At 46.5% G+C, this 21,784-nt stretch carries 20 protein-coding genes, 1 pseudogene and 1 riboswitch; of the genes and pseudogenes, 19 read left to right on the forward strand and 2 right to left on the reverse strand.

What is annotated here, in order from left to right:
* The first annotated feature begins 22 nt into the window (after positions 1–22).
* Positions 23–199 carry a hypothetical protein gene (locus HUG20_RS07995; protein WP_200089911.1) on the forward strand — a complete coding sequence of 59 codons (177 nt, stop codon included), beginning with the start codon at positions 23–25 and terminating at the stop codon, positions 197–199.
* Positions 200–315: 116 nt separating this feature from the next.
* On the opposite strand, the gene serA is transcribed toward HUG20_RS07995, so the two are convergent.
* Both serA and HUG20_RS08005 read right to left on the reverse strand, forming a co-directional pair.
* On the reverse strand, positions 316–1,863 hold the full coding sequence (serA, locus tag HUG20_RS08000) for a phosphoglycerate dehydrogenase (RefSeq protein WP_246476684.1): 1,548 nt from the start codon (positions 1,861–1,863) through the stop codon (positions 316–318).
* Positions 1,864–2,090: 227 nt separating this feature from the next.
* Complete coding sequence (locus tag HUG20_RS08005) at positions 2,091–2,357, reverse strand: ferredoxin (protein ID WP_200089913.1); 267 nt, start codon at positions 2,355–2,357, stop codon at positions 2,091–2,093.
* Positions 2,358–2,528: 171 nt separating this feature from the next.
* Between HUG20_RS08005 and HUG20_RS08010 the strand changes: the two genes are divergently transcribed.
* From HUG20_RS08010 to der, 18 genes and pseudogenes are all read left to right on the forward strand, one after another.
* Entirely contained in the window at positions 2,529–2,795 is a 267-nt protein-coding gene (locus tag HUG20_RS08010; protein ID WP_200089914.1) for a hypothetical protein, read from the forward strand.
* A 71-nt stretch (positions 2,796–2,866) separates the two neighbouring features.
* Entirely contained in the window at positions 2,867–3,298 is a 432-nt protein-coding gene (locus HUG20_RS08015; RefSeq protein ID WP_200089915.1) for a DUF2663 family protein, read from the forward strand.
* Positions 3,299–3,767: 469 nt separating this feature from the next.
* The gene (locus HUG20_RS08020) at positions 3,768–4,454 is read left to right on the forward strand and encodes an SIR2 family NAD-dependent protein deacylase (RefSeq protein WP_200089916.1); all 687 of its coding nucleotides are present in this window, start codon (positions 3,768–3,770) and stop codon (positions 4,452–4,454) included.
* 235 nt (positions 4,455–4,689) lie between these two features.
* A complete protein-coding gene (locus tag HUG20_RS08025; protein WP_200089923.1) occupies positions 4,690–5,301 on the forward strand; it encodes an adaptor protein MecA in 612 nt (203 codons plus the stop codon).
* Positions 5,302–5,399: 98 nt separating this feature from the next.
* Complete coding sequence (locus HUG20_RS08030; protein ID WP_200089925.1) at positions 5,400–6,677, forward strand: Glu/Leu/Phe/Val family dehydrogenase; 1,278 nt, start codon at positions 5,400–5,402, stop codon at positions 6,675–6,677.
* 277 nt (positions 6,678–6,954) lie between these two features.
* A complete protein-coding gene (locus HUG20_RS08035; RefSeq protein WP_200089927.1) occupies positions 6,955–7,947 on the forward strand; it encodes a YpdA family putative bacillithiol disulfide reductase in 993 nt (330 codons plus the stop codon).
* Positions 7,948–7,960: 13 nt separating this feature from the next.
* Entirely contained in the window at positions 7,961–8,932 is a 972-nt protein-coding gene (locus HUG20_RS08040) for an asparaginase (protein WP_200089929.1), read from the forward strand.
* Between the two features lie 148 nt (positions 8,933–9,080).
* Positions 9,081–9,245 carry a hypothetical protein gene (locus HUG20_RS08045; protein ID WP_200089935.1) on the forward strand — a complete coding sequence of 55 codons (165 nt, stop codon included), beginning with the start codon at positions 9,081–9,083 and terminating at the stop codon, positions 9,243–9,245.
* Between the two features lie 249 nt (positions 9,246–9,494).
* Positions 9,495–10,790 carry a transposase gene (locus HUG20_RS08050; protein WP_200089940.1) on the forward strand — a complete coding sequence of 432 codons (1,296 nt, stop codon included), beginning with the start codon at positions 9,495–9,497 and terminating at the stop codon, positions 10,788–10,790.
* A 287-nt stretch (positions 10,791–11,077) separates the two neighbouring features.
* A riboswitch (SAM riboswitch) is annotated at positions 11,078–11,182 on the forward strand.
* A 109-nt stretch (positions 11,183–11,291) separates the two neighbouring features.
* Positions 11,292–12,413, forward strand: coding sequence for a methionine biosynthesis PLP-dependent protein (locus HUG20_RS08055; RefSeq protein WP_200089942.1), 1,122 nt, complete (start codon positions 11,292–11,294; stop codon positions 12,411–12,413).
* A gap of 30 nt (positions 12,414–12,443) precedes the next feature.
* Positions 12,444–14,267 (forward strand): bifunctional homocysteine S-methyltransferase/methylenetetrahydrofolate reductase, encoded by a 1,824-nt coding sequence (locus HUG20_RS08060; RefSeq protein ID WP_200089943.1) that lies wholly within the window; start codon positions 12,444–12,446, stop codon positions 14,265–14,267.
* A gap of 126 nt (positions 14,268–14,393) precedes the next feature.
* Positions 14,394–15,371, forward strand: coding sequence for a spore cortex-lytic enzyme (sleB, locus tag HUG20_RS08065; protein WP_200089945.1), 978 nt, complete (start codon positions 14,394–14,396; stop codon positions 15,369–15,371).
* Between the two features lie 14 nt (positions 15,372–15,385).
* Positions 15,386–16,738: a germination protein YpeB gene (gene ypeB / locus HUG20_RS08070; protein WP_200089947.1), complete on the forward strand. Its 1,353-nt coding sequence runs from the start codon at positions 15,386–15,388 to the stop codon at positions 16,736–16,738.
* A 209-nt stretch (positions 16,739–16,947) separates the two neighbouring features.
* A complete protein-coding gene (gene cmk, locus HUG20_RS08075; RefSeq protein WP_200089949.1) occupies positions 16,948–17,628 on the forward strand; it encodes a (d)CMP kinase in 681 nt (226 codons plus the stop codon).
* Positions 17,628–18,223, forward strand: a pseudogene (locus HUG20_RS08080) (lysophospholipid acyltransferase family protein). The gene cmk and the pseudogene HUG20_RS08080 overlap by 1 nt, the downstream one beginning before the upstream one ends.
* Positions 18,224–18,393: 170 nt before the next feature.
* Positions 18,394–19,548 (forward strand): 30S ribosomal protein S1, encoded by a 1,155-nt coding sequence (gene rpsA, locus HUG20_RS08085; RefSeq protein ID WP_200089951.1) that lies wholly within the window; start codon positions 18,394–18,396, stop codon positions 19,546–19,548.
* Positions 19,549–19,783: 235 nt separating this feature from the next.
* Positions 19,784–20,386: a YphA family membrane protein gene (locus HUG20_RS08090; protein WP_200089953.1), complete on the forward strand. Its 603-nt coding sequence runs from the start codon at positions 19,784–19,786 to the stop codon at positions 20,384–20,386.
* Between the two features lie 71 nt (positions 20,387–20,457).
* On the forward strand, positions 20,458–21,774 hold the full coding sequence (der, locus tag HUG20_RS08095) for a ribosome biogenesis GTPase Der (protein ID WP_200089955.1): 1,317 nt from the start codon (positions 20,458–20,460) through the stop codon (positions 21,772–21,774).
* The last annotated feature ends 10 nt before the right edge of the window (positions 21,775–21,784 follow it).

A 21,784-nucleotide genomic window follows, 5' to 3' on the forward strand; every position in this document is an offset into this window, starting at 1 on the left:
GGAAAGGGAGGGTACTTGCTGAATGATGATTGATTATGCGAAACGAATCGCTGTTGTCTTCCTATTTTCATTCGTATTATTTTTAATCATGAATGGATTAACCATTGCCATTTCAGGCCTGGAGGCCAATGAAGCGGATCTGCGACCGGCCATGGATGATGCGCTAGCGTTTATGGTGAGCAATGCTTACAGGGTTTGAAAAAAAATGAAGGGGAAAAAGTCCGTAAGGACATTTTCATACGGTTAAGGCCAAAAAAGTTGCCGCCTTTAATCGGCGGCAACTTTTTCTAACGCTATCCGAAAGGATAAATTGTTCTAATGGAATTCAATCGGATCGGCAGCGTGGATTTCTTCAACGGCAGTGAGGTCATTGATAACCGCATCGGAAACTTCCTTGTCTACGGCCAACATCATGATGGCCTCCCCGCCTTCTTCTTTTCTTCCTACTTGCATTGTTGCGATGTTCACATCGTGCCGGCCGAGCAATTGCCCCATTTTGCCAATGACACCGGGCTGATCGCTGTGGCGAATATAGATCAAATGGCCGTTTGGAATCAAGTCTATGTTAAACTCGTTGATTTTTGTGATGCGAGGACCGTAGGCATCGATATACGTACCTTGTACGATGAAATCACCGTTAGTTCCGCTTACATGGGCCTCGACGAGATTCGCATACCCATAAGATTCGGAGGTATGGGCTTGTCGATAAGTAATGCCCCGTTCTTCTGCTATCACACCGGCATTGACGACGTTGACCGGGGCATCGATGCGCGGAGACAGAAATCCGGCCATGAAGCTGCGCGACAGCACGGATGTCTCCTCATGGGCGATCGTTCCGCTAAAGGAAACATCAATATGCTGTACTGCTGATTTGACACATTGACTGACAAAGTGCCCCATTGTATTTGTCAACTCATAATACGGACGTATTTTTTCATATAATTCTTCCGATATCGCCGGCAAATTAATGGAATGGGCCGCAGGTGCGCCGTTTAACACTTGGATCACTTCCTCGGCAACCTGAATGGCTACACTTTCTTGCGCTTCCACTGTAGATGCGGCGATATGCGGGGTGGCGACTACTTGCGGCATGTCGATCAGGCCGTAATTGTCTGCAGGTTCATGTTCGAAAACATCGAGTGCGGCACCGGCAACGTGGCCGCTATCCAGTGCTTCTTTCAAAGCCGCTTCATTAATGATTCCACCGCGCGCGCAATTTAATATGAAGACACCGGGCTTGGTTTTTGCAAAGTTCTCTTTTCCGAGAAGGTCCTCTGTTTCTTTGGTGAGTGGCGTGTGGACGGTAATGACGTCAGCGATCTGTAAAAGGTCTTCCAGTTCCAAAAGTTTAACGCCAATTTTTTGCGCGCGTTCTGCGGTTAAAAATGGATCAAAAACGACGGTGTTCATTTGGAATGCGGCGGCGCGCTTGGCAAGTTCAGTGCCGATGCGTCCCAACCCAATAATTCCCAAGGTCTTGCCGCGAAGCTCTGTGCCCTGAAAAGCTTTTCGGTTCCATTCATGGTTTTTGAGCGACGTATAGGCTTGTGGGATATTCCGAAACAAAGCCATCATCATCGCGAAGGTATGCTCGGTCGTTGAGATCGTGTTCCCATCCGGGGCGTTAATTACAATGACGCCGTGTTTTGTGGCTGCGTGGAGATCGATATTATCAATCCCGACACCGGCTCTGGCCACGATCTTCAGTTCAGGCATTTGTTCAAGCAAAGCAGCATCCACTTGCGTGGCACTTCGGACGAGCAGGGCAGAAAAGCGTGAGAGATCATCGATCTCATCGGGCTTACCTTGCACTACTTCAATTTTTTCGTTTTGTACCAATGGCAGCAAACCGTCTTCACTCATTGTGTCGGAAACGAGCACAGCGTAACTCGTCTCTACATCTGCTTGTACAATCAATTTCTCCAACTCCTCTTTTTAGCAGGAAAGAAAGTTGATTTATACTTTCTTTCCTGCATAAGTGCAACGAAGGCTTTCGCCATTATAGGTTGGCGAAAGGCCAAGTTTTCTAAACGCTCTGATGTATCAAAGCCTAGCGTATGTAAAAATCCCCCGAGCGTAGGGGGTTCCCATCAAATCGTTGTTTTGTCTTTTTCGAATGCTAAGGCATCACCGTGAAAGGCTTCCCTTGCGATTTTAATCGAATCCGATGGGCATCCTTCAAAAGCATCTTGCAAATCTTCATGAAGCGAGGCGGGAACGTTGCGTGTCCCCCGATTACAATCAAGGATTCCTTCTGCCAGACCTTCTTCGTCATAATCAAACAAATCGGGAGCAGACACACCGCAGGCGCCACAAGCAATGCATGTATCTTTATCCACGATCGTATACATTTCCATGCCTATATGCCTCCGCTTACATCCAAGAATCTTCTTTGTCTATTATTGTATGACTTGAAAACGTTTATTGCAACCACAAGTGAATTATGAAAAGAAGATTGTCGTTTTCTGTTGTCAAAGTAGCATTGTTCAGTTAATGTACAATTATAGAATACCAGGAGTGAGCGTTGCATGATGACAGAAGAACAAAATCGAGATGAACATTATGCGAATCAACGCAGCAGGGAAGAGTCGGCGACGACGCCCCTGCCGTCAAGATTGGATACACACGGCACACGAAAGAAACGCAAAACACATGAAGATGAAACCGAATCAAATGAGGAAAACCTTGCCACGGCAAGGAACGATTATCAAAAAAATCCAGTAATTGCCCGGGTACTCTTGTCCTTGTTCATCGTACTCGTGGTCGTTATTTTGTGGATGGCATTGTTTTCATAAAAGAGGTTGTTCGAAAAGTCCGTCATATCGGCGAAGGTTCGGGCGTATATTTCACCAACGGAGGTGTATGTATGGCTGTTTACAAGGAAGCGTATATGACACCGATTGGAGAACGCCTGATTCGGGAACTAATTGAAAGAAAGAAAGAAGAAAAAAAGCGGGAACGATTGGTCACCGTCGCCGGTTGGATCACGACGGCAATGTTTGCTCTCCTGTTGTTTTTATTGTTTTCCATGGCTGAATCAAGCTTCGGGGCTTCAATGATGCAATTTTTTCTTTCTCCTTATGGATTCGTGCTTGTGGCAATATGCGCCGCGGCTTCCGCTTTTCTCATCATCGAAAAGAAAAAAAGCGACGAGGCGGAAAAAGAATACACCGAACTAAGAAATGAAGTCGTAGACCGATACGAAGAAATTTGGAATACGGAACAATTGCGCGAATATAGCTATCCATTGTTCGAATGGTTGGAGAGGGAACATGATGTAAATTTATACCATCGATAAGTGTGATGTTAGAAAACTCGGCTTTTCGCCAAGCTTTTATGGCGAAAGCCTTCGCCCAACTTATGCAGGTAAGAAAGTTGATGTATACTTTCTTACCTGCCAAGAAGGAAAGAATGGATGATACTCGCTTATAGGAGTCATCCATTCTTTTTTCCCTACCGGCCCCGGAATCCATTCAAGTATGAGCGGGAAGCCTCATGGGTTAAAGGATCTGCAATTATGAGACCGATAAAACAAAGAATGATGCCAAGGGTCATAAAAACAAAGGGCAGCACAAGCTTTTTTTTCAAATAGAGAAAAATGAGCAGCAAAAAAAAACCGGCTCCAAAACAGGCAGCACCTAAAATGAAAACGATATAATCCATATTCCACCTCATTGACGTATTAATCATGTATACTATTATAAATAAAATGAAATGAGGATGCCATGAATTTCATGGCAATTTGTCGAAAACGGAGGTATGTTGAAATGGATGGACATCCGAAACGATTGGCAATTTTAACCGGTGCCGGAATGTCTACGGAAAGCGGCGTACCTGATTTTCGCTCACAAACAGGTTTGTGGGCCAAGCATGATCCGATGCAAACGGCGACTGTTCAAGCCCTTGAAGATCATTACGATCATTTTCATGCTTTTTACGGCAACCGGCTGGAACGTCTGCAGTCGATCGAACCGCACAGCGGCCATGCCACCATTACGGAATGGCAAAAGAAAGGAATTGTCTCTGTCATTGCTACCCAAAATGTTGACCGGTTACATCAAAAGAGCGGCAGCGAAAACGTTGCCGAACTGCACGGAAATCTGAGAGAATTTAGTTGCTACGATTGCAAGGAAGCTGCAAAACAGGAAGATTTTATCGCGAAAAAAACCTGCGATCGTTGTGGTGGAAAACTCCGTCCGAACATTGTATTATTCGGAGAGCAGTTACCGATGCAAGCTTGGGAATATGCGGCCCGGTGCATAAGGGAATCAGATGTATTGCTCGTTGTTGGGACAAGCCTGCAAGTAGCTCCCGTTAATCAATTGCCGGAGTTGGCACAGGGCGAAAGTATTTACATCAATGAAGAAATCGACACGCCCGTTCCGTTCACGCGAACGATCCAAGCAAAAGCAGGGGAAGGGTTGCAAAACTTATCCAAAGAATGGCAAATGTAAAGGGGAACTTCCGCTATACATATGAATGATTCTTTTGGCAGATAAGATAAGTATGAATCAACTTTCTTACCTGCATAAGTTGGGCTGAGGCTTTTCGCCATAAAAGCTTGGCAAAAAGCCAAGTTTTCTAACCGAAAAGGGCAAGTGACTTGCGCTTTTAAAGAACGAGAATAAGACCTGTTGAATAACGTATAGAAAAGGCCGGGAAAGGCTGGGTCCAAAAGGAGGGGCGGTTATGCGCCTGGAACGGATCGCCGCTAATAAAATAAAAGTGTTTCTAACCTTTGATGATTTAAAAGAACGCGGGTTAACGAAAGATGATTTATGGATGGATCGCCCTCGCGTCCATCAACTATTTCGTGATCTTGTGATGGAGGCTGATGCTTCACTCGGCTTTAAGGCCGACGGAACGCTGTCCGTCGAAGTGTTTGCTTTGCCGGCGCAAGGCATGGTCATTCATATTTCCAAGACGGAAAACGATCATGAAGATGATGATATGATTGAAATGGATATCACCGTAGATGAACGGCAGGATTTATTTTATAAATTTCATGATCTAGAGGCAGTATTGCAACTCGTTGCTTTATTAACCCGAATTGGCGTTAAAAACGGTTCGTTCATGTCCATGGATGGGCAATATTATCTTTGCTTTCCGGTGAGCACGCGCTATTTTTTAGGATATGACCGTTTCGTCGCCCTCATCTCCGAGTTCGGGGAAGCTTGTCCTCATTCGCCCGTCGTCGTGAAAGAACACGGGTCATTGCTTATTGAAAAAGAGGCGGTAGCTGTGTTGGCAAGTGCCTTTGGTTTCGGAACCGAATCTGTGGAAATCGAACCCGATTTTTAATATAGTTAAGATGAACCATTACAAGCGAGCAAGTATTTATGAATTGTGATTGGGGATCAATCACTCCCAATCCAATGAACCGCACGGAGGTGACCCTGATGGGGGAAGAATCGGTGGTTGATTCCGATGAAGAAAAAAGCCATCATCGCTTAACAATCATGCAAGAGCTTATGGTTTCGTCTCTAAAAAAATGGGGGTATGGATCTCAAGTTCATGCATTGCTTAAAGAGCCGCTCCGAACGCTTGCCGTTCGAATACCCATAAAATTGGATAGCGGGAAAACCAAGATCTTCACCGGTTTCCGTGTCCAACATAATGATGCGATTGGACCGGGGATCGGAGGAGTGCGATTTCATCCCGAAGTGACGGAAATAGATGTTCAGGCACAGGCGATGTGGACATCTCTGCAAGCGGGGGTCATCGATATTCCATATAGTGGAGCGAGTGGCGCAATTGTGTGCAATCCAATGGAATTGTCCTTTCGTGAACTTGAAGCATTGAGTCGCGGGTACGTTCGGGCCATTATCTCTTTTATCGGACCGACAAAAGATGTCATTGCTCCCGATGCCGGAACCAATACACAAATGATGGCATGGATGCTCGATGAATGCAGCCAGTTAAAAACAGATCACTCTCCCGGGTTTATGAGCGGAAAATCGCTGATTTTAGACGGATCGCCCGGAAGGGAAGCGGCTGTCGGGAAGGGGATCTCGATCACAGCCAAGTCAGCAGTCAAGCGCAGGAAACTTTCGTTGGGAAAGGCCAGTGCCATTATTCATGGCTTCGGAAATGTAGGGACGTATGTTGCCAAAACATTGAACGATGCCGGAGTAACGATCGTCGGTATCTCCGACGGCCATGGCGCGCTGTACGATCCTGATGGGCTTGATGTGGATTACTTAATGGATCGCCGCGATAGCTTTGGGATGGTTACGAACCTTTTTAAAAAATCGATTTCCAAAAATGAACTGCTTGCAAAGGATTGCGATATAATCGTTGATTCTTCCAGAGATCAAAAGAAGTTAACGTCTCAAGACGTTGAAACAATAAAAGCAGGTATTTTTATCGAAGCCGGCAAGGGAAAGATAACGGGAGAAGCAAGCGCCCGTTTGCATCAACGTGGGACATGCGTGATCCCTGATCTTTTGACGAGTGCCGCTAACACTGCCACCTCTTATTTTGGATGCGTCCAAAGTAACCAAGGCTACGTTTGGACAGAAGAAGAAGTGAATCACAAATTGGAAGAGATATTGGAACGGGCATTGACATTGATTGTTGACGCATCGCACAGCCGCAGTGTAAATATGCACGAAGCCGCCCATATGATCGGAATTCAAAAAATGGCGGCAGCAAGCCGTTTGCGCGGATGGGTATAAAGTGAAACTTCCATCAGGGGGCGGTTTTTCCCTCTGATGGTTTTAAGGAACGCCGGCACTAGCACATCCTGCGGAACCAATCGGGGTGTTAGTCACCCGCTATTTCAGAGATCAGATTTCAGAGGCCTGAGGTCGGAAAAGGCTTTTTTCAGGGTCTTCCGATTTCCGGCTTCCGATGTCTGACTTCCGGAAAAGCTGGCGTTCACCACCGGGATGAGCGGATGAGATGTATAGGCCCATTTAGTTTTGGAAAGTGTTAAAGTTGGAGGAATAGCAGTTGATACAAGAGAAAATTGTTATCATTGGCGCCGGTCCATGTGGATTGGCGGCCGCAATCGCTTGCAGGGAAAAAGGATATGATCCCCTTGTCATTGAAAAAGGAAATATTGTCTCCGCCATTTATCACTATCCGACGCATCAAACCTTTTTCAGCACTGCCAATAAACTGGAGATCGGGGAAGTTCCTTTTATTACGGTAGACCGTAAACCTAGGCGAAGCGAGGCACTTGCATATTATCGGGAAGTCGTCGAACGAAAACAATTGCGTATCCATACGTATGAAGCCGCAAAAAGCATCCGAAAAACAGAGGATGGAACGTTTGTGGCGGAAACAACGGCTAAAGGGAAAAAGAAAGCCTATCATGCCGACTATGTAATAATGGCGACAGGCTACTATGATCGTCCGAATGAACTTGGTTGCGAAGGGGAGGACCTCCCCCATGTTTACCATTATTTTAAAGAATCCCACCCTTTCCATAGACAAAATGTTGTCGTGATCGGAGGGAAAAATTCAGCGGTTGATGCTACATTGGAGCTGGAAAAAGCGGGAGCAAATGTCACCGTTCTATACCGGGGAGAGACGTATTCATCAAGCATTAAGCCGTGGATTTTGCCTGAGTTCGAAGGGCTTGTCCGCAAAGAAAGCATACGGATGGTATTCGGTGCAAAGGTGACCCGCATAACCGAAAAAAGCGTTTATTTTGAGAAAGACGGCCGGGAAAATGAACTGGACGCCGATTTCGTGTTCGCGATGATCGGTTATCACCCTGATCATCCGTTTTTAACAGCGGCCGGTGTGGGGATTGACGGAGATACGGGAAGGCCATTTTATGATCCGGAAAGTTACGAAACGGATGTCCCGGGTCTTTTTATCGCAGGTGTGTTGGCAGCCGGCAATAATGCGAATGAGATTTTTATTGAAACAGGAAGATTTCACGGTTATCGGATTGTGGATAAAATTGCAAACAGAGAAAATGTAAAGCGAACGTAAGGGGCTTCGAGCGATGAAAAAAATTGCATTGGTCACGACCGGGGGGACGATCGCAAGCAAAAAGACAGACGGAGGACGCTTGCGTGCCGGGGAAAGAAGCGGTGAAGAACTCGTCGATATGTGTGACGTCCCTTTTAAGTTGGAGTTAGAAATTGTTTCATTGTTTAACAAACCATCCATCCATCTCGGTTATGAAGATTTATGGCAATTAAAGGCGCATATTGAAGATTTGTTGCTACAGAAAGGAATCGATGGTGCGGTCGTTACTTCCGGGACAGATACGTTGGAAGAAGTCGCTTATTTTCTGGATTTGACGGTGGAGAACGAAAAGCCTCTTGTCGTTACAGGTTCACAACGAGGTCCGGATCAAGTGGGAAGTGATGCATTTGTTAATTTGCGAAATGCCATGATCGTCGCTGCCGATGAACAGGCTACCCGGCTTGGTTCGGTTGTCGTTTTTAATGACCATATTTTTTCTGCAAAATATGTACAAAAAACGCATGCTTCTAATGTACAAGGGTTTCATGCACCGGGATACGGATACTTCGGCATGATTGACAATGACCGCGTCAATCTTTATCAACGGCCGCTTTATCGCGATATTTATAAGCCGAAAACCAAGAGGGGGAACTCTCGATCCCAAGTAGAAATTATCAAAATCCATTTAGGTTCGTCGCCGTCTTTGCTACGGCTTTTGCTGGAAATGGGGGCGACGGATGGTGTCGTCCTTGAAGGGTTGGGAAGAGGACAAGTTCCACCGGCTTTCATGCCGTTGATTGCGAATGCCCGGATCCCGATGGTCGTTACGACGAGCGCAAACGAAGGCGAGGTCTATCCTGCGTATGAATATGAAGGAAGCACGTATGACCTGATGAATCATGGGGTCATTTTAGGGAAGGATTATAGTAGCCGAAAAGCAAAAATAAAACTGCATGTGCTTTTGGAAACCGGTGTTACGGAGATTCAGGAAGCGTTCAGTAAATAATAGAGAAGAACTTCCACCAGAGGGGCTCTTCCTCTGAATGAAGGAAGTCGGTTAAAACCGTCACGTCCTGTGACAACGCCGACACTAGCCCATCCTGGGCGTCGAAAACGTTAGTGCCGGCATATTCCGGCGAAGGAGGGAAGCGTCAGTGACGACGGATACAAGGTATCGCATCGTAATCCGTTGCCAGGATTGCGGCGAAAAATATATTTTGCGAGGCCGCCAAAAAGGGGACGGGCAATATGAGACAGGGTTTAAGCGGTGCGTGTGCGGCAATGAAGATGATTTTGTCATTGAAGCATCTCCGGAGTGACCCTCTTTCCTATCAAACCTATATGAGCTAATTGCGCTGTTTCAAAACCGTTGCCGCACAAGGGGTGCGAGTGACGTAAAAAAATATTTTCTCCCAAAATCAAACGGAATTAAAGGCTTGGCGAAGGTCAAAAGCACGGATCCTGATACATCGACCCCAAATCATAAAAAAACAGGTGAAACCGCTCCACTAGTGGGTTAGAATAGTTATAGACAAAAAACCAACTATTACCCTGGAGGGTCACCTGTTATGGCTATTATACCACAAATGAGCTTATTTTCATGGGAAGATCTTGCGGATCTTGGAGATTTGGAACGCTTACGTTTGGTGCTCGATTATTTACCGGATGAAGCGTTGATGCGAACGTTGGAGAAAAAACGATATAAAGGGCGAAATGAATACCCTGTTCGCGCGATGTGGAATACGATGCTTGCAGGGGTTGTCTTTGAGCACACATCGATTGAATCATTGCGTCGGGAATTGAGCCGCAATGGACAGCTACGCGAATTGTGTGGCCTCACCGTGATCGTGCCCCCTGCTTATGTATATACGCGCTTTTTAAAAAAGCTGCGGGCGCACGAATCAAAGGTTGAAGCGATTTTTGAAACGATGGTGGAACAATTGAGCGAGCTCCTCCCTGATTTCGGGAAGGCCCTTGCGATCGATGGTAAGGCAGTAGACTCTTTTGCGAAGGGAAAACATAAGGATGAGGATCCTGACGGACGCCGTGATACCGATGCCGATTATGGGAAGAAAGAATATAAGGGGAAACACAAAGACGGGACGATCTGGAACAAAGTGATCAAATGGTTCGGCTATAAAATCCACCTGATCGTCGACGCGGCCTATGAATTGCCTGTGGCTTATTCAGTTACGAAAGCATCGGTGCCCGATATTAACGCCGGTCATGATATGATCAATGAGCTTGAAAAAGAACGCCCTTGGCTTTTGGGACAAGCAGAAACACTCGCCGGTGATCGCGGTTACGATGACACCAAAATGCTTGAGCGGCTGTGGGATGACCATCAAACCAAGCCTGTCATTGATATCCGGGACATGTGGAAAGATGGCGAGGACACGCGCCAACTGATGGACATTGAAAATGTCACGCATGACTATAAAGGCACCGTGTACTGTCACTGCCCGATGACCGGGAAAGAGCGCGAAATGGCGAATGGGGGCTTTGAGAAAGATCGAGCCACCCTCAAAAAGCGTTGTCCGGCCAAACAATATGGCATCACCTGTGAAGGACAAGCGGAGTGTCCGATTGCCCAAGGAATTCGGATTCCGCTCAAGGAGGACCGCCGGATCTTCACACCGATCGATCGAGCCAGTTACACATGGGCGAAGGCATACGCGAAACGAACGGCCGTGGAACGTGTGAACAGCCGGCTTGACGTCTCCTTTGGCTTCGAACAGCATACCACACGCGGGCAAAAGAAGATGAAAATGAAAACTAGGTTGGCTCTGTGCACGATGTTGGCGATGGCTTTAGGCCATATCCAAGAAGGCCGCCCGGAAAAAATGCGAAGCTTGGTTTCCTAAAAGCATCCACATGTGGGAAACCGAATTTTAAAACAGTTTTTGTGGATAACAGGGTACGTGTGTCTTTTTTGAGGTATAAAAACGAATGATATTCGAATAGTAGCGATTTTGGTTCGTGGAAGGAAATTTTAAGGCGTTTTCAACAAAAAACCAGGAGTGAACCTGGTCCCGTTTTTACGCCTAAATCGCAAAAATCGTTACAACGCAAAAAGCTCTATATCTGTCCCTCTTGAAACATGACGGAAATTCCTGTAGGATAATGGAACAGCAAAAATAATAATTATTTTTTCTTATCAAGAGAGACGGAGGGAAAGGTCCAAAGATGTCTCAGCAACCAGCTCATCGGAGTCAGGTGCTACTTCCTTCGGAACGGTGGTTCCGGACGATAAGAAGATGCATTCATCACTGGCAGTGCTTTCTTCTTATTCGATTCACAAGAAGAGGGCATTTTTTATTTTTACAGATCATGCATATTCAGTAGCATGGGAAGGAGAAGGAATGATGGAGCGGACATATACGAAAGAGACAAAGCTTGTTCAATCCGGCAATCGCAGAGATAAACGCACCGGTGCCGTCAATGCGCCGATTTACATGAGCACTGCGTTTGAGCACACGGGTGTCGGTGAATCAACCGGTTATGATTATGCCCGTACCGGTAACCCAACGCGTGAGGTGCTTGAAGAAACGATCGCCGAATTGGAAGGGGGAACGCACGGTTTTGCCTGTAGTTCTGGCATGGCAGCGATTCAAGCTGTGCTCAGTTTGTTCTCTCAAGGAGACGAAATCATCGCTTCCGTGGATTTGTACGGAGGTACATACCGATTGTTTCGCCAATACTGGCCGCAATGGGGGGTAGACGTTCGTTATGTTGACCCGAGAGATCTACAAGCCGTTGAGCAAGCAATTGAAAAAAATACGAAGGCGTTATTCATTGAAACACCGACAAATCCTTTAATGCAGGAAGCGGATTTAGATGCACTCAGTCAACTAGCCAAGGAACATGATTTACTTATGATCGTTGACAACACGTTTTACACCCCGTTATTGCAACGTCCGATTGAATTTGGCGCGGATATCGTGATCCATAGCGCCACCAAATATTTGGGCGGCCATAACGATGTCGTGGCAGGGCTCGTTGTTACCGACGATGACGTGTTGGGGGAACACCTTTTCAATATTCAAAATGGGATTGGAATGACACTTGGAGCTTTTGACTCCTGGCTGCTCGTTCGCGGAATGAAAACGTTGGCGTTAAGAATGGAAAAACATCAACAAAATGCCCACGCTGTTTGGGAAATGTTAAAAAAGCATTCGCTTGTCACGGAAGTTCTCTATCCGGGCAAAGGAGGAATGCTTTCGTTTAAAGTTCAGGATGAGAAGCTCGTCGACCCATTGCTTCGCCATTTACGGCTCGTTACATTTGCCGAAAGTTTGGGAGGCGTCGAAAGTTTAATGACGTATCCAAGTGTGCAAACCCACGCGGATATTCCTGAAAATGTGCGGATTAAAAACGGCGTGACAAATGAATTAATGCGTTTATCTTGCGGCATTGAAAATCACGAAGATATTATCGCCGATATTGAATGGGCCTTACAGGAAGCTGAACGAAAGACGCAAGTATAGCCATGGCGGAAAAGAGGGAGAGGGATAAAGGTGAAATTTCTGGAAAAATTGAAAGATGAGATTTTAATCGGAGATGGAGCGATCGGCACTTTGTTGTATGAACGGGGGTATAGTGGTTCGATCGAAGATGCCAATCGTCGCGCGGAGGAGATCGTTGTATCCGCACATCAAGAATATATTGAAGCGGGTGCAAATGTTATCCAATCAAACACGTATGCCGCCAATCAGCTTAAGTTGGGGAATTATGGATTGGAGCAGGAAACGGATCGGATCAACACCCAGGGAATGCGACTGGCAAAACAAGCGGCGAGCGGAAAAGATGTGTATGTAGCAGGGACCATTGGCGGGATTCGTGACGGAAGGGCAAGCTCTTTTACCAATCAAGACATAAAGGAAGCAACCCAATCGCAAGCGGAAGCGCTTATGGCTGAGGATCCCGATGCCATTCTTTTGGAAACGTACTATGATTTACACGAACTCATACAAGCTGTGCGGATCATTAAACGGTTATCGCCGGATATGCCGGTGATTGGGAACGTTTCTTTAGGGGATGTAGGTGTTTTGCACGGGGGGATCCCTATCAATGATGCCCTCTTGCGCTTGTTAAATGAAGGTGCGGATGTTGTCGGAATTAATTGCCGGATGGGCCCTGCCCAAACCATTGCATCATTGGAAGAAGTTTCCTTGCCGGAAGGGGCGTACCTCTCTGCTTATCCGAATGCAAGCTTACCCGGCATTCAAGATGGCCGCCTCGTTTATCAGTCAAATCCGGATTATTTTAAAAATCAAGCAGAGGAATTCCGGAATCAAGGGGTGCGCTTATTGGGCGGTTGCTGTGGCACAACTCCGGAACATATCCGTTCCTTTAAGGATAAATTGCAGCATCAAGCCCCTTTCGTAAAGGAGCGTGCGAAAGGATCGACTGTACGCGAACAAGCCTCGGCCGAGGTCGGAAATACCCTTCGGCTGGATAAGGAGGATCCCTCCATCATCGTGGAACTTGATCCGCCCAAGTCATTGACGAAAATCGATAAATTTATAAAAGGGGCGAAGGCGCTTCACGAGGCAGGTGCCGATGCGGTTACGCTCGCGGATAATTCCCTGGCCACCTCCCGCATCGATAACCTTGCCGCATCGACGCTAATCAAACAGCAGGCAGGTGCCCATCCCTTGCTTCATATCGCTTGCCGGGATCGGAATTTAATCGGCATGCAATCGCACTTGCTTGGATTACATGCGTTGGGAATCAGAGATGTGCTCGCGGTTACCGGCGACCCGACGAAGGTGGGGGATTTCCCGGGAGCCAGTTCAGTATATGATCTTACCTCTTTTGACCTCATTCGACTGATTAAGTCTATGAATGAAGGTTTCAGCCATTCCGGGCGACCGTTAGGGTTACAAACGCAATTTACCGTCGGTGCCGCATTCAACCCAAATGTAAGTTCCATGGATAAAGCGGTGAAACGATTGGAGAAAAAAATCGTGGCAGGGGCCGATTTCGTGATGACACAGCCGATCTACGATGTAGAGACTTTGCAACGTTTAAAAGAAGCGTCTGCCCATCTGGATATCCCTATTTACATTGGCATTATGCCTTTAATCAATGAACGAAATGCTGAATTCTTGCACAATGAGGTCCCGGGCATTCAACTTACGGAGCAGGTGCGAAAGCGTATGGCTGCTTGCAAAGGAGATGTCCAAAAAGGAGAAGAAGAGGGATTGGCAATCGCAAAAGAATTACTGGAAGCCAGTCTTGACTTGTTTGGTCGTCTATACTTAATTACCCCGTTTTTGCGCTATCACATCACGGCTGCGCTTACCAATGATGTTAAAGCTAGATCTTTTAACGTTTAACAACCTTCTTTTTTATTTGTCTGCCTTAATGGCAGACTTTTTTCTTTTGTACGTATAAATTCCGGTTTTTCTCGAAAAATAAAGGCAATGAAAGTAAGTTTAAGTGAAAAGAAGGAGGTAAGGCAAATGGAAGGGAGCGTTCGCTACTTCCTTGCAACGCTAATCGTGGCAGGTGGCGTTCTGGGATTTGCCACTGACAGGGGTGAAGCCTTTAGTGATCAAATCATCCAGCAAGGTGCTACCGGAGATGATGTTGTAGAGTTGCAAGCCAGACTTCAATACATCGGTTATTTTGATCAAACCATTGATGGTGTGTTTGGCTGGGGCACGTATTGGGGAGTTCGTGAATACCAAGAGGCATTTGGAATGGAGGTGGACGGACTCGTCGGTTCGCAAATGAAAAAACGTTTGGAAAAAACAACGGAATATGACGAGCAACACGTACAAGAAGCGTTGGAAAATGCGCGTGAATTCACCCATTATGGAAGCACGCCGAACGAGATACAAAAAGGACCGAAAGGAAGCGGCGAAGCAGAAGAAGAAAAACAGGCTCCCGAAGCTGAAGAAGCGCCGCCGGAAGAAGCGCCTACCGATGAAGAACCACCCGCTCCGGAAGATACGGCAGATGAAGAAGCCCCTGAACCGGACGCAGAAGAAGGTGCACAACCGGAGACAGGTGATGAGCAGCCTAATGAAGGACAGGACGACCAAGCGAACGTTCAAAAAGCAATGAATGCTCCGGACGGTTACTCGGACAATGATATACAGATTATGGCAAATGCGGTTCATGGAGAGGCGAGAGGGGAGCCTTACGAAGGAAAAGTAGCTGTTGCGGCCGTTATTATTAACCGTACCGATGATCCCGAATTTCCGGACACGGCAAATGAAGTTATATTTGAACCGAGAGCTTTTACGGCGGTTGCGGATGGGCAGATTTATTTAGAGCCGGAAGAAGAAGCACGCGAGGCTGTTTTGGATGCGATTAATGGCCAGGATCCATCGAACGGAGCCGCTTATTATTACAACCCGGAAACGGCCACATCGGAATGGATTTTTAGCCGTGATGTGCACACAGAAATCGGAAAACACGTGTTTGCAGATTAATAGGAGGTGATTGGATGTTTCGAGCAATTCTCATTGCTGTCTTATCGGTTGCCCTGATTGGGACCGGCGTGTTCGCGTATAACGAACACCAGGAAAAGGAAGCACTGGCGATTAGCCATGAAAACAATTATCAAAAAGCATTTCACCAACTCGCCTTTCACCTGGATCATATGCAAGACGAGTTAGGAGCGTCCTTGGCAACAAACGGCCTTTCCAACATGACCGGATCGATGGCCGAGGTGTGGCGAATTTCATCATTGGCACATAGTGATATGGGTGACCTGCCGATGGGTATCGTTCCGATAGACAAAACAGAAGAATATTTGTCCAATGTTGCTGACTTTACCCATGATGTCGCTATTCGGGATCGGGCCGATGAACCATTATCCGATGACGAATATGAACAACTGGAAACGTTTTATGAACAAGCGGGCGAACTATCCGGGGATCTGCGCGGCGTACAAGCCAATGTCCTCGCCGATGATATTCGTTGGGCAGATATCGAAGCGGATTTGGTGGCCAACACAGACCCCGGGGAAGGGACAGCCATCGATGGCATCCAACAAATCGATGAAAAAGCGAAAGGTTTTGGCGAAAATAATTGGAACGACGATACCGGATTTCCTGTCGACGTAGGAGAACGACTTGCGAATGTGGTGGAGGATAAAGAAAAATTTGATGAAGAAGAAGCCGTTGAATGCGCACGTGAATTTCTAAATACCCCGGATGAGGCGAATGCAGAGGTCCATGAACAGGGGGAAGGGCTTCCCTATGAAGGATATAAAGTTTATGTTGAAGATCCGGACGGGGAGAGCAATTACGCTGTGGAAATGACGGCACGAGGCGGGTTGCCGACGTCGGTGATGCAAGACCGCCCGATTACGGAGACGAATATCAGCTTAAATGAAGCATCCGAAATTGCCGCTGATTTTCTCGATGAACGAGGATTCGATGATGTAGAGCTTGTAGACAGCAAGCAATATGATTCGATCGGAACCTTTCAATTTGTTCCAACTGTGAATGATGTGCGTTTGTATCCGGACGCGATCATTATGAAAGTGGCGCTTGACGATGGAGATGTCGTTGGCTATAAAGGAACCGATTACTTGGCGAATCATCGCGAACGCCACGATTTGGAGCCGGAGCTTGAATTGGAAGAAGCATTAGATGAAATACACGAGAATGTGGAAGTTAGAGAAGAGCATTTGGCAGTGATTGAAAACCAAACCGGCGAAGAAGTATTAACGTATGAGTTGTATGGAACGATGAACGATGACACGTATCAATTGTTTATCAACGCGAATGACGGGACGGAAGAAGACGTCAAGCGCATGCAAGGGGCAGAACCTGTCTACGATACATTGTAAAAAGGAACCGGCGAATGGTGATGGCTATTCGTCGGTTTTATTACAACAACCCCGTTGTTAGTTTCAATGTCGGATATAAAATTTAATATTCTTTTTTTTCGGCTAATAATAGCCAATCGTTTGTCTTGTATACGCTTGTATGGTAAGCTTAAAGCAGTGTTCGGGTCGCCCCGACATAATGATATCAGCTTCTACATACGGGGGACAATATGCACAAGATAAACATCGCCATTGATGGGCCGGCTGGTTCGGGAAAGAGCACAGTCGCGAAAGAAGTAGCTGCAAAACTATCGTATCTATACATCGATACAGGGGCGATGTATCGCTCTCTTACTTTTCGTGCATTACAAGCGCAAGTATCCGAAAAAGACGAACAATCGCTTATCCAATTATTAAAAGAGATGGAGATCACCCTCAAGCAACAACGTGATGGCGAAGTGCAGGTGCTTGTGAACGGAAAGCGGCTCGGAGAGGAAATTCGCACACAAACGGTTACAGCGAAAGTCTCTGAAGTTTCTGCCCATCGAAAAATTCGAGAAGAAATGGTGGCCAGGCAGCAACAGTTAGCGAAACAGAAAGGGGTCGTCCTCGATGGGAGGGATATCGGTACTTACGTACTTCCCGGTGCCGAATTGAAAATATACATGGATGCATCAGTGGAAGAAAGAGCGAAACGAAGGCATTTGGAGAATATAGAGAAGCAGCGCCCTTCGGATATCACCACAACGAAAGAAGCGCTTAAACGGCGTGACGAGCTTGACCGGGAGCGGCCGATCGCTCCTTTGCAGCAGGCGGAGGATGCGATGCTCATCGATACGACAAACGCAACGATCGAAGAAGCGGTCGAACGCATTTGTCTCATCGCCCGAGAGAAGGAGAATGAAGGTTGATGTTATACAGGATCGGTAAGCTGCTTAGCCGTGTCGTTCTATCCTTGGTTTTTTTCGCCAAAATTGAGGGAAAAGAAAATATACCCGCAGAAGGACCCGTCATTATTTGCAGCAATCATAAGAGCAACTTTGACCCTCCGTTGCTCGGATCTTACATCAAACGCCCTCTCCGATTCATGGCGAAAGAAGAAATGTTCGCCTCAAAAAGGTCCGCGTTTTTATTTACAAAGTTGGGAGCCTTTCCGGTGAAAAGGGGGGGAGCGATCGCGGAGCCCTGCGGAAAGGAATAAACGTTCTCGGGAACGGGGAAATGATGCTGCTTTTCCCGGAAGGGAACCGTACTAAGACGGGTGAAATGAAAGAAGAAGGGCTTGCCGGCGCCGGCTTTTTTGCATTGAAAAGTGAAGCAATTGTCATCCCTGCGTATGTACGGGGGACTTACAAGCCTTTTCGCAGAATGTGGCTTCGTTATGGGCAGCCGGTTCCACTCGAGGATTTACGAAATGAAAAAGCATCATCCCGGAAAGTAACCGAACAAATTATGACCCACATCCGGATGCTGAGGGATGAAATGGAAGGGTTGCAAAAACGTTAACATCATTCTTTCATTTTTACTGAAAGGGTTTTGTATAAGAAAACTTGGGTTATCGCCAAGCTTATAGGCGAAAGCCTTCGTTGCACTTAGGTAGGTAAGAAAGTTGATCTATACTTCTTACCTGCAAAAAAGAGTTTTGTTCCCGACAAGGGTAAGGAGGCAAATCGGCAATGGACGAAGAAATGAACAACGAAATGGCTAATGTGAAAGAGTTCAACGTGGACGATATCGTTAGCGGAAATGTAACGAAAGTGGAAGAAAAACAAGCGTTTGTAGACGCTGGATACAAAGTAGACGGCATCATACCGATTAGTGAAATTTCCAGCTTGCACGTGGAAAAAGTATCGGACGTTTTAAACGAAGGCGACGAAGTGGAGCTGAAAGTCATTAAATTGGAAGATGACGAGCTTGTCCTCTCTCTTCGCGGGGCACGTGCCGACAAAGCGTGGGCATCTTTGCAAGAGGCATTTGAACAAGAAGACTTGATCGAAGCAGAGGTAGCGGAGATCGTCAAAGGGGGCCTTGTCGTTGATGTAGGTGTCCGCGGTTTCATTCCCGCATCGCTCGTTGAGCAGCATTTCGTCGAGGATTTCTCCGAATATAAAGGGAAACAGTTGGAACTTAAAATTATTGAAATTGATCCGGAAGATAACAAACTGATCCTTTCGAGAAGAGCGGTGCTTGACGAAGAAGAAGGTCACCGGAAAAAAGAAGTGCTTGATAATCTCGAAATCGGCGCAGAAGTGACAGGGAAAGTTCAACGGTTGACTTCTTTCGGTGCATTCGTCGATGTCGGCGGGGTTGACGGATTGGTTCATATCTCGCAAATGGCCCATCACCGCGTAGAATCTCCGGGAGAGATCGTAAAGGAAGGCGAAGAAGTTCAAGTTAAGATTTTGGGCGTTGACCCGGAGAGAGAACGTGTATCTTTGTCGATTAAAGAAACGCTTCCCGGGCCTTGGACACTTATTGAAGGTCAGTTTCAACCGGGAGATGTTATTGACGGCCAAGTAAAAAGGCTTGTCTCTTTCGGGGCTTTTGTAGAAGTTGCTCCGGGAGTGGAAGGGCTTGTCCATATTTCTCAGATCGCCAACCGTCATATCGGAACACCTGGCGAAGTGCTTGAAGAAGGACAAGCGGTTCAAGTGAAAATACTTGATATTAACCCATCGGATCAAAGAATTTCGCTCAGTATTCGCGAGCTGGAAGAAGAAGGGACTACTGAAAGCAAAGTTCAACGGGAATTTGAAGAGCCGGAGGAAGACCATACTGGTTTTTCATTTGGAGACATGATTGGTGACCAACTCGATAAATATCGTAAATAACAATTGTTTTAGGACACAAAAGTGAAGCGAAAGCAATCGGCGAATCGTTGGATTCGCCGATTGTTTTCCGCTTGGAAAATAAGACACTTTCATATCTGCATAAGTTGGGTGAAGCCTTCCTCAATAAAAGCTTGGCGAAAATCCAAATTTATCTAACGTCTTTAAGTTGGCAGCCCCCTGTCTATGAATCTTTGTTCCTGTCCATAATGGAGGATGTCCGGACAGGAGGATTCATATGGAGTATGTGTTATTTTTTTGGTTCGCTTGGATGCTTTGGATTGTTGCCATGTTTTTTATGCAAAGGACTAAGGGACAGACCTTTCTTTCCGCTGCTATTTTGCTGGCGATCATCCATGTGCCAATAACATTATCGCTCGGCGTTGTGGAATTATCGGCAGCGTATGGGATTGTTATCACGCTTGCATGTGTATGGACCGGAGTTTTACCGGTTGCTCATAAATGGAAAGTCATTGTACTTGCCGCTGCACTCATGCTTTTATATGCAAGTTTTCAGCTCATGGTTTGGTATAATCCGGTTATTTTTCTGCTTGGTGAAACATGGATACCCGCTGTTGTGCTTTCCTTTGTAACGGTATTTTTTCATGGACATTCGGAAAGTCGGTATCCGTTGGTTCTGTTGGCATTTGCTTTCGGTGAACTGATTGCTGCCGTTACCGTTATGCCGTTAACGGGAAACCTATACTTGGCAGATGCGTTTTTTTATAATACATTGGCCACCGTACTTGTCTTCCTGGTGTGTTGGCATTGGTTAGAGCAATTAACATGGAGACTGATTGGTATGAGCAATGCCAAACGATCAAGTAGCCTGCCGTTATAGATGAGATGTGGCTGAATGGGAGAGAAGACGCGTGCAGCGCGTACAGATTGAGAACGAGGAGGAAGGCAAAAATGTCAAAACCGACCGTTGCGATCGTGGGTCGCCCAAATGTGGGAAAATCTACGATTTTCAACCGTATTGTCGGCGAGCGGATCGCTATTGTTGAAGACATACCGGGGGTCACCCGTGATCGTATATATGGAGAAGGAGAGTGGCTCAACCGCATGTTTCATTTAATCGATACAGGCGGGATTACGTTTGATGAGGAGCCATTATTGGAACAAATGCGCCAACAGGCTGAAATTGCAATAGAAGAAGCGGACATTATCCTTCTGCTCGTGAACGGGCGTGACGGGGTGACAGCTGCCGATGAAGATGTTTCGAATCTATTGTACCGTTCGAACAAACCGGTAGTGATCGGTGTAAATAAGGTAGATAACCTCGAGATGCAGCCGCAAATTTATGATTTTTATCAATTGGGGCTTGGGGAACCTTTTCCAATATCCGGTGCACATGGTCGCGGAATCGGTGATATGTTGGATGAAGTTTTCAGCTATTTTCCCGCGAAAGATGACGGTGACCTTGAGCCTGACACCATCCATTTTGCCGTGATTGGCCGCCCGAACGTCGGAAAATCTTCTTTGGTGAACGCGATTCTCGGCGAAGAACGGGTGATTGTAAGTGAGGATGCAGGCACAACAAGGGATGCGGTTGATACCGGTTTTACGAAGGATGAGCAAAAATATCGCATTGTCGATACGGCCGGAATGAGAAAACGGGGAAAAGTATACGAAAAGACGGAAAAATACAGCGTGTTACGGGCGCAAAGAGCGTTGGAACGCGCGAATGTCGTTCTCGTTGTTATTGACGGCGAGGAAGGCATCATTGAACAAGATAAAAAAATTGCAGGCTATGCCCATGAGTCGGGCCGGGGTGTCATTATTGTCGTAAATAAATGGGACGCGATTTCGAAAGACGAGCGCACAATGGACGCATTTACAGATCAGATTCGCAAAGGATTCGCTTTTCTTTCCTATGCGCCGATTGCCTTCGTATCGGCCAAAACGAATCAACGCGTTCAAAAAATTCTCCCTGTCGTCCAGCGCATTTCGGAAAACCATCAAATGCATGTGCCGACCCATGTAGTTAATGATGTCATTCTTGACGCGGTTTCCATGAACCCGACACCAACCTCCGGGACGAAACGATTGCGCATTAATTATGCTACCCAAGTGGCCGTTGGTCCGCCCACATTTGTCGTATTTGTTAATGATCCGGAGTTGCTTCATTTTTCTTATCGGCGTTTTTTGGAAAACAGTTTGCGAGAAGCTTTCGCATTTGAAGGGACACCTATAAAAGTGATTGCCCGTAAAAAAAATGACCCATAGTTTTTAAAGC

Source organism: Salicibibacter cibi (genome assembly GCF_016495865.1).
GTDB classification, from domain to species: domain Bacteria; phylum Bacillota; class Bacilli; order Bacillales; family Marinococcaceae; genus Salicibibacter; species Salicibibacter cibi.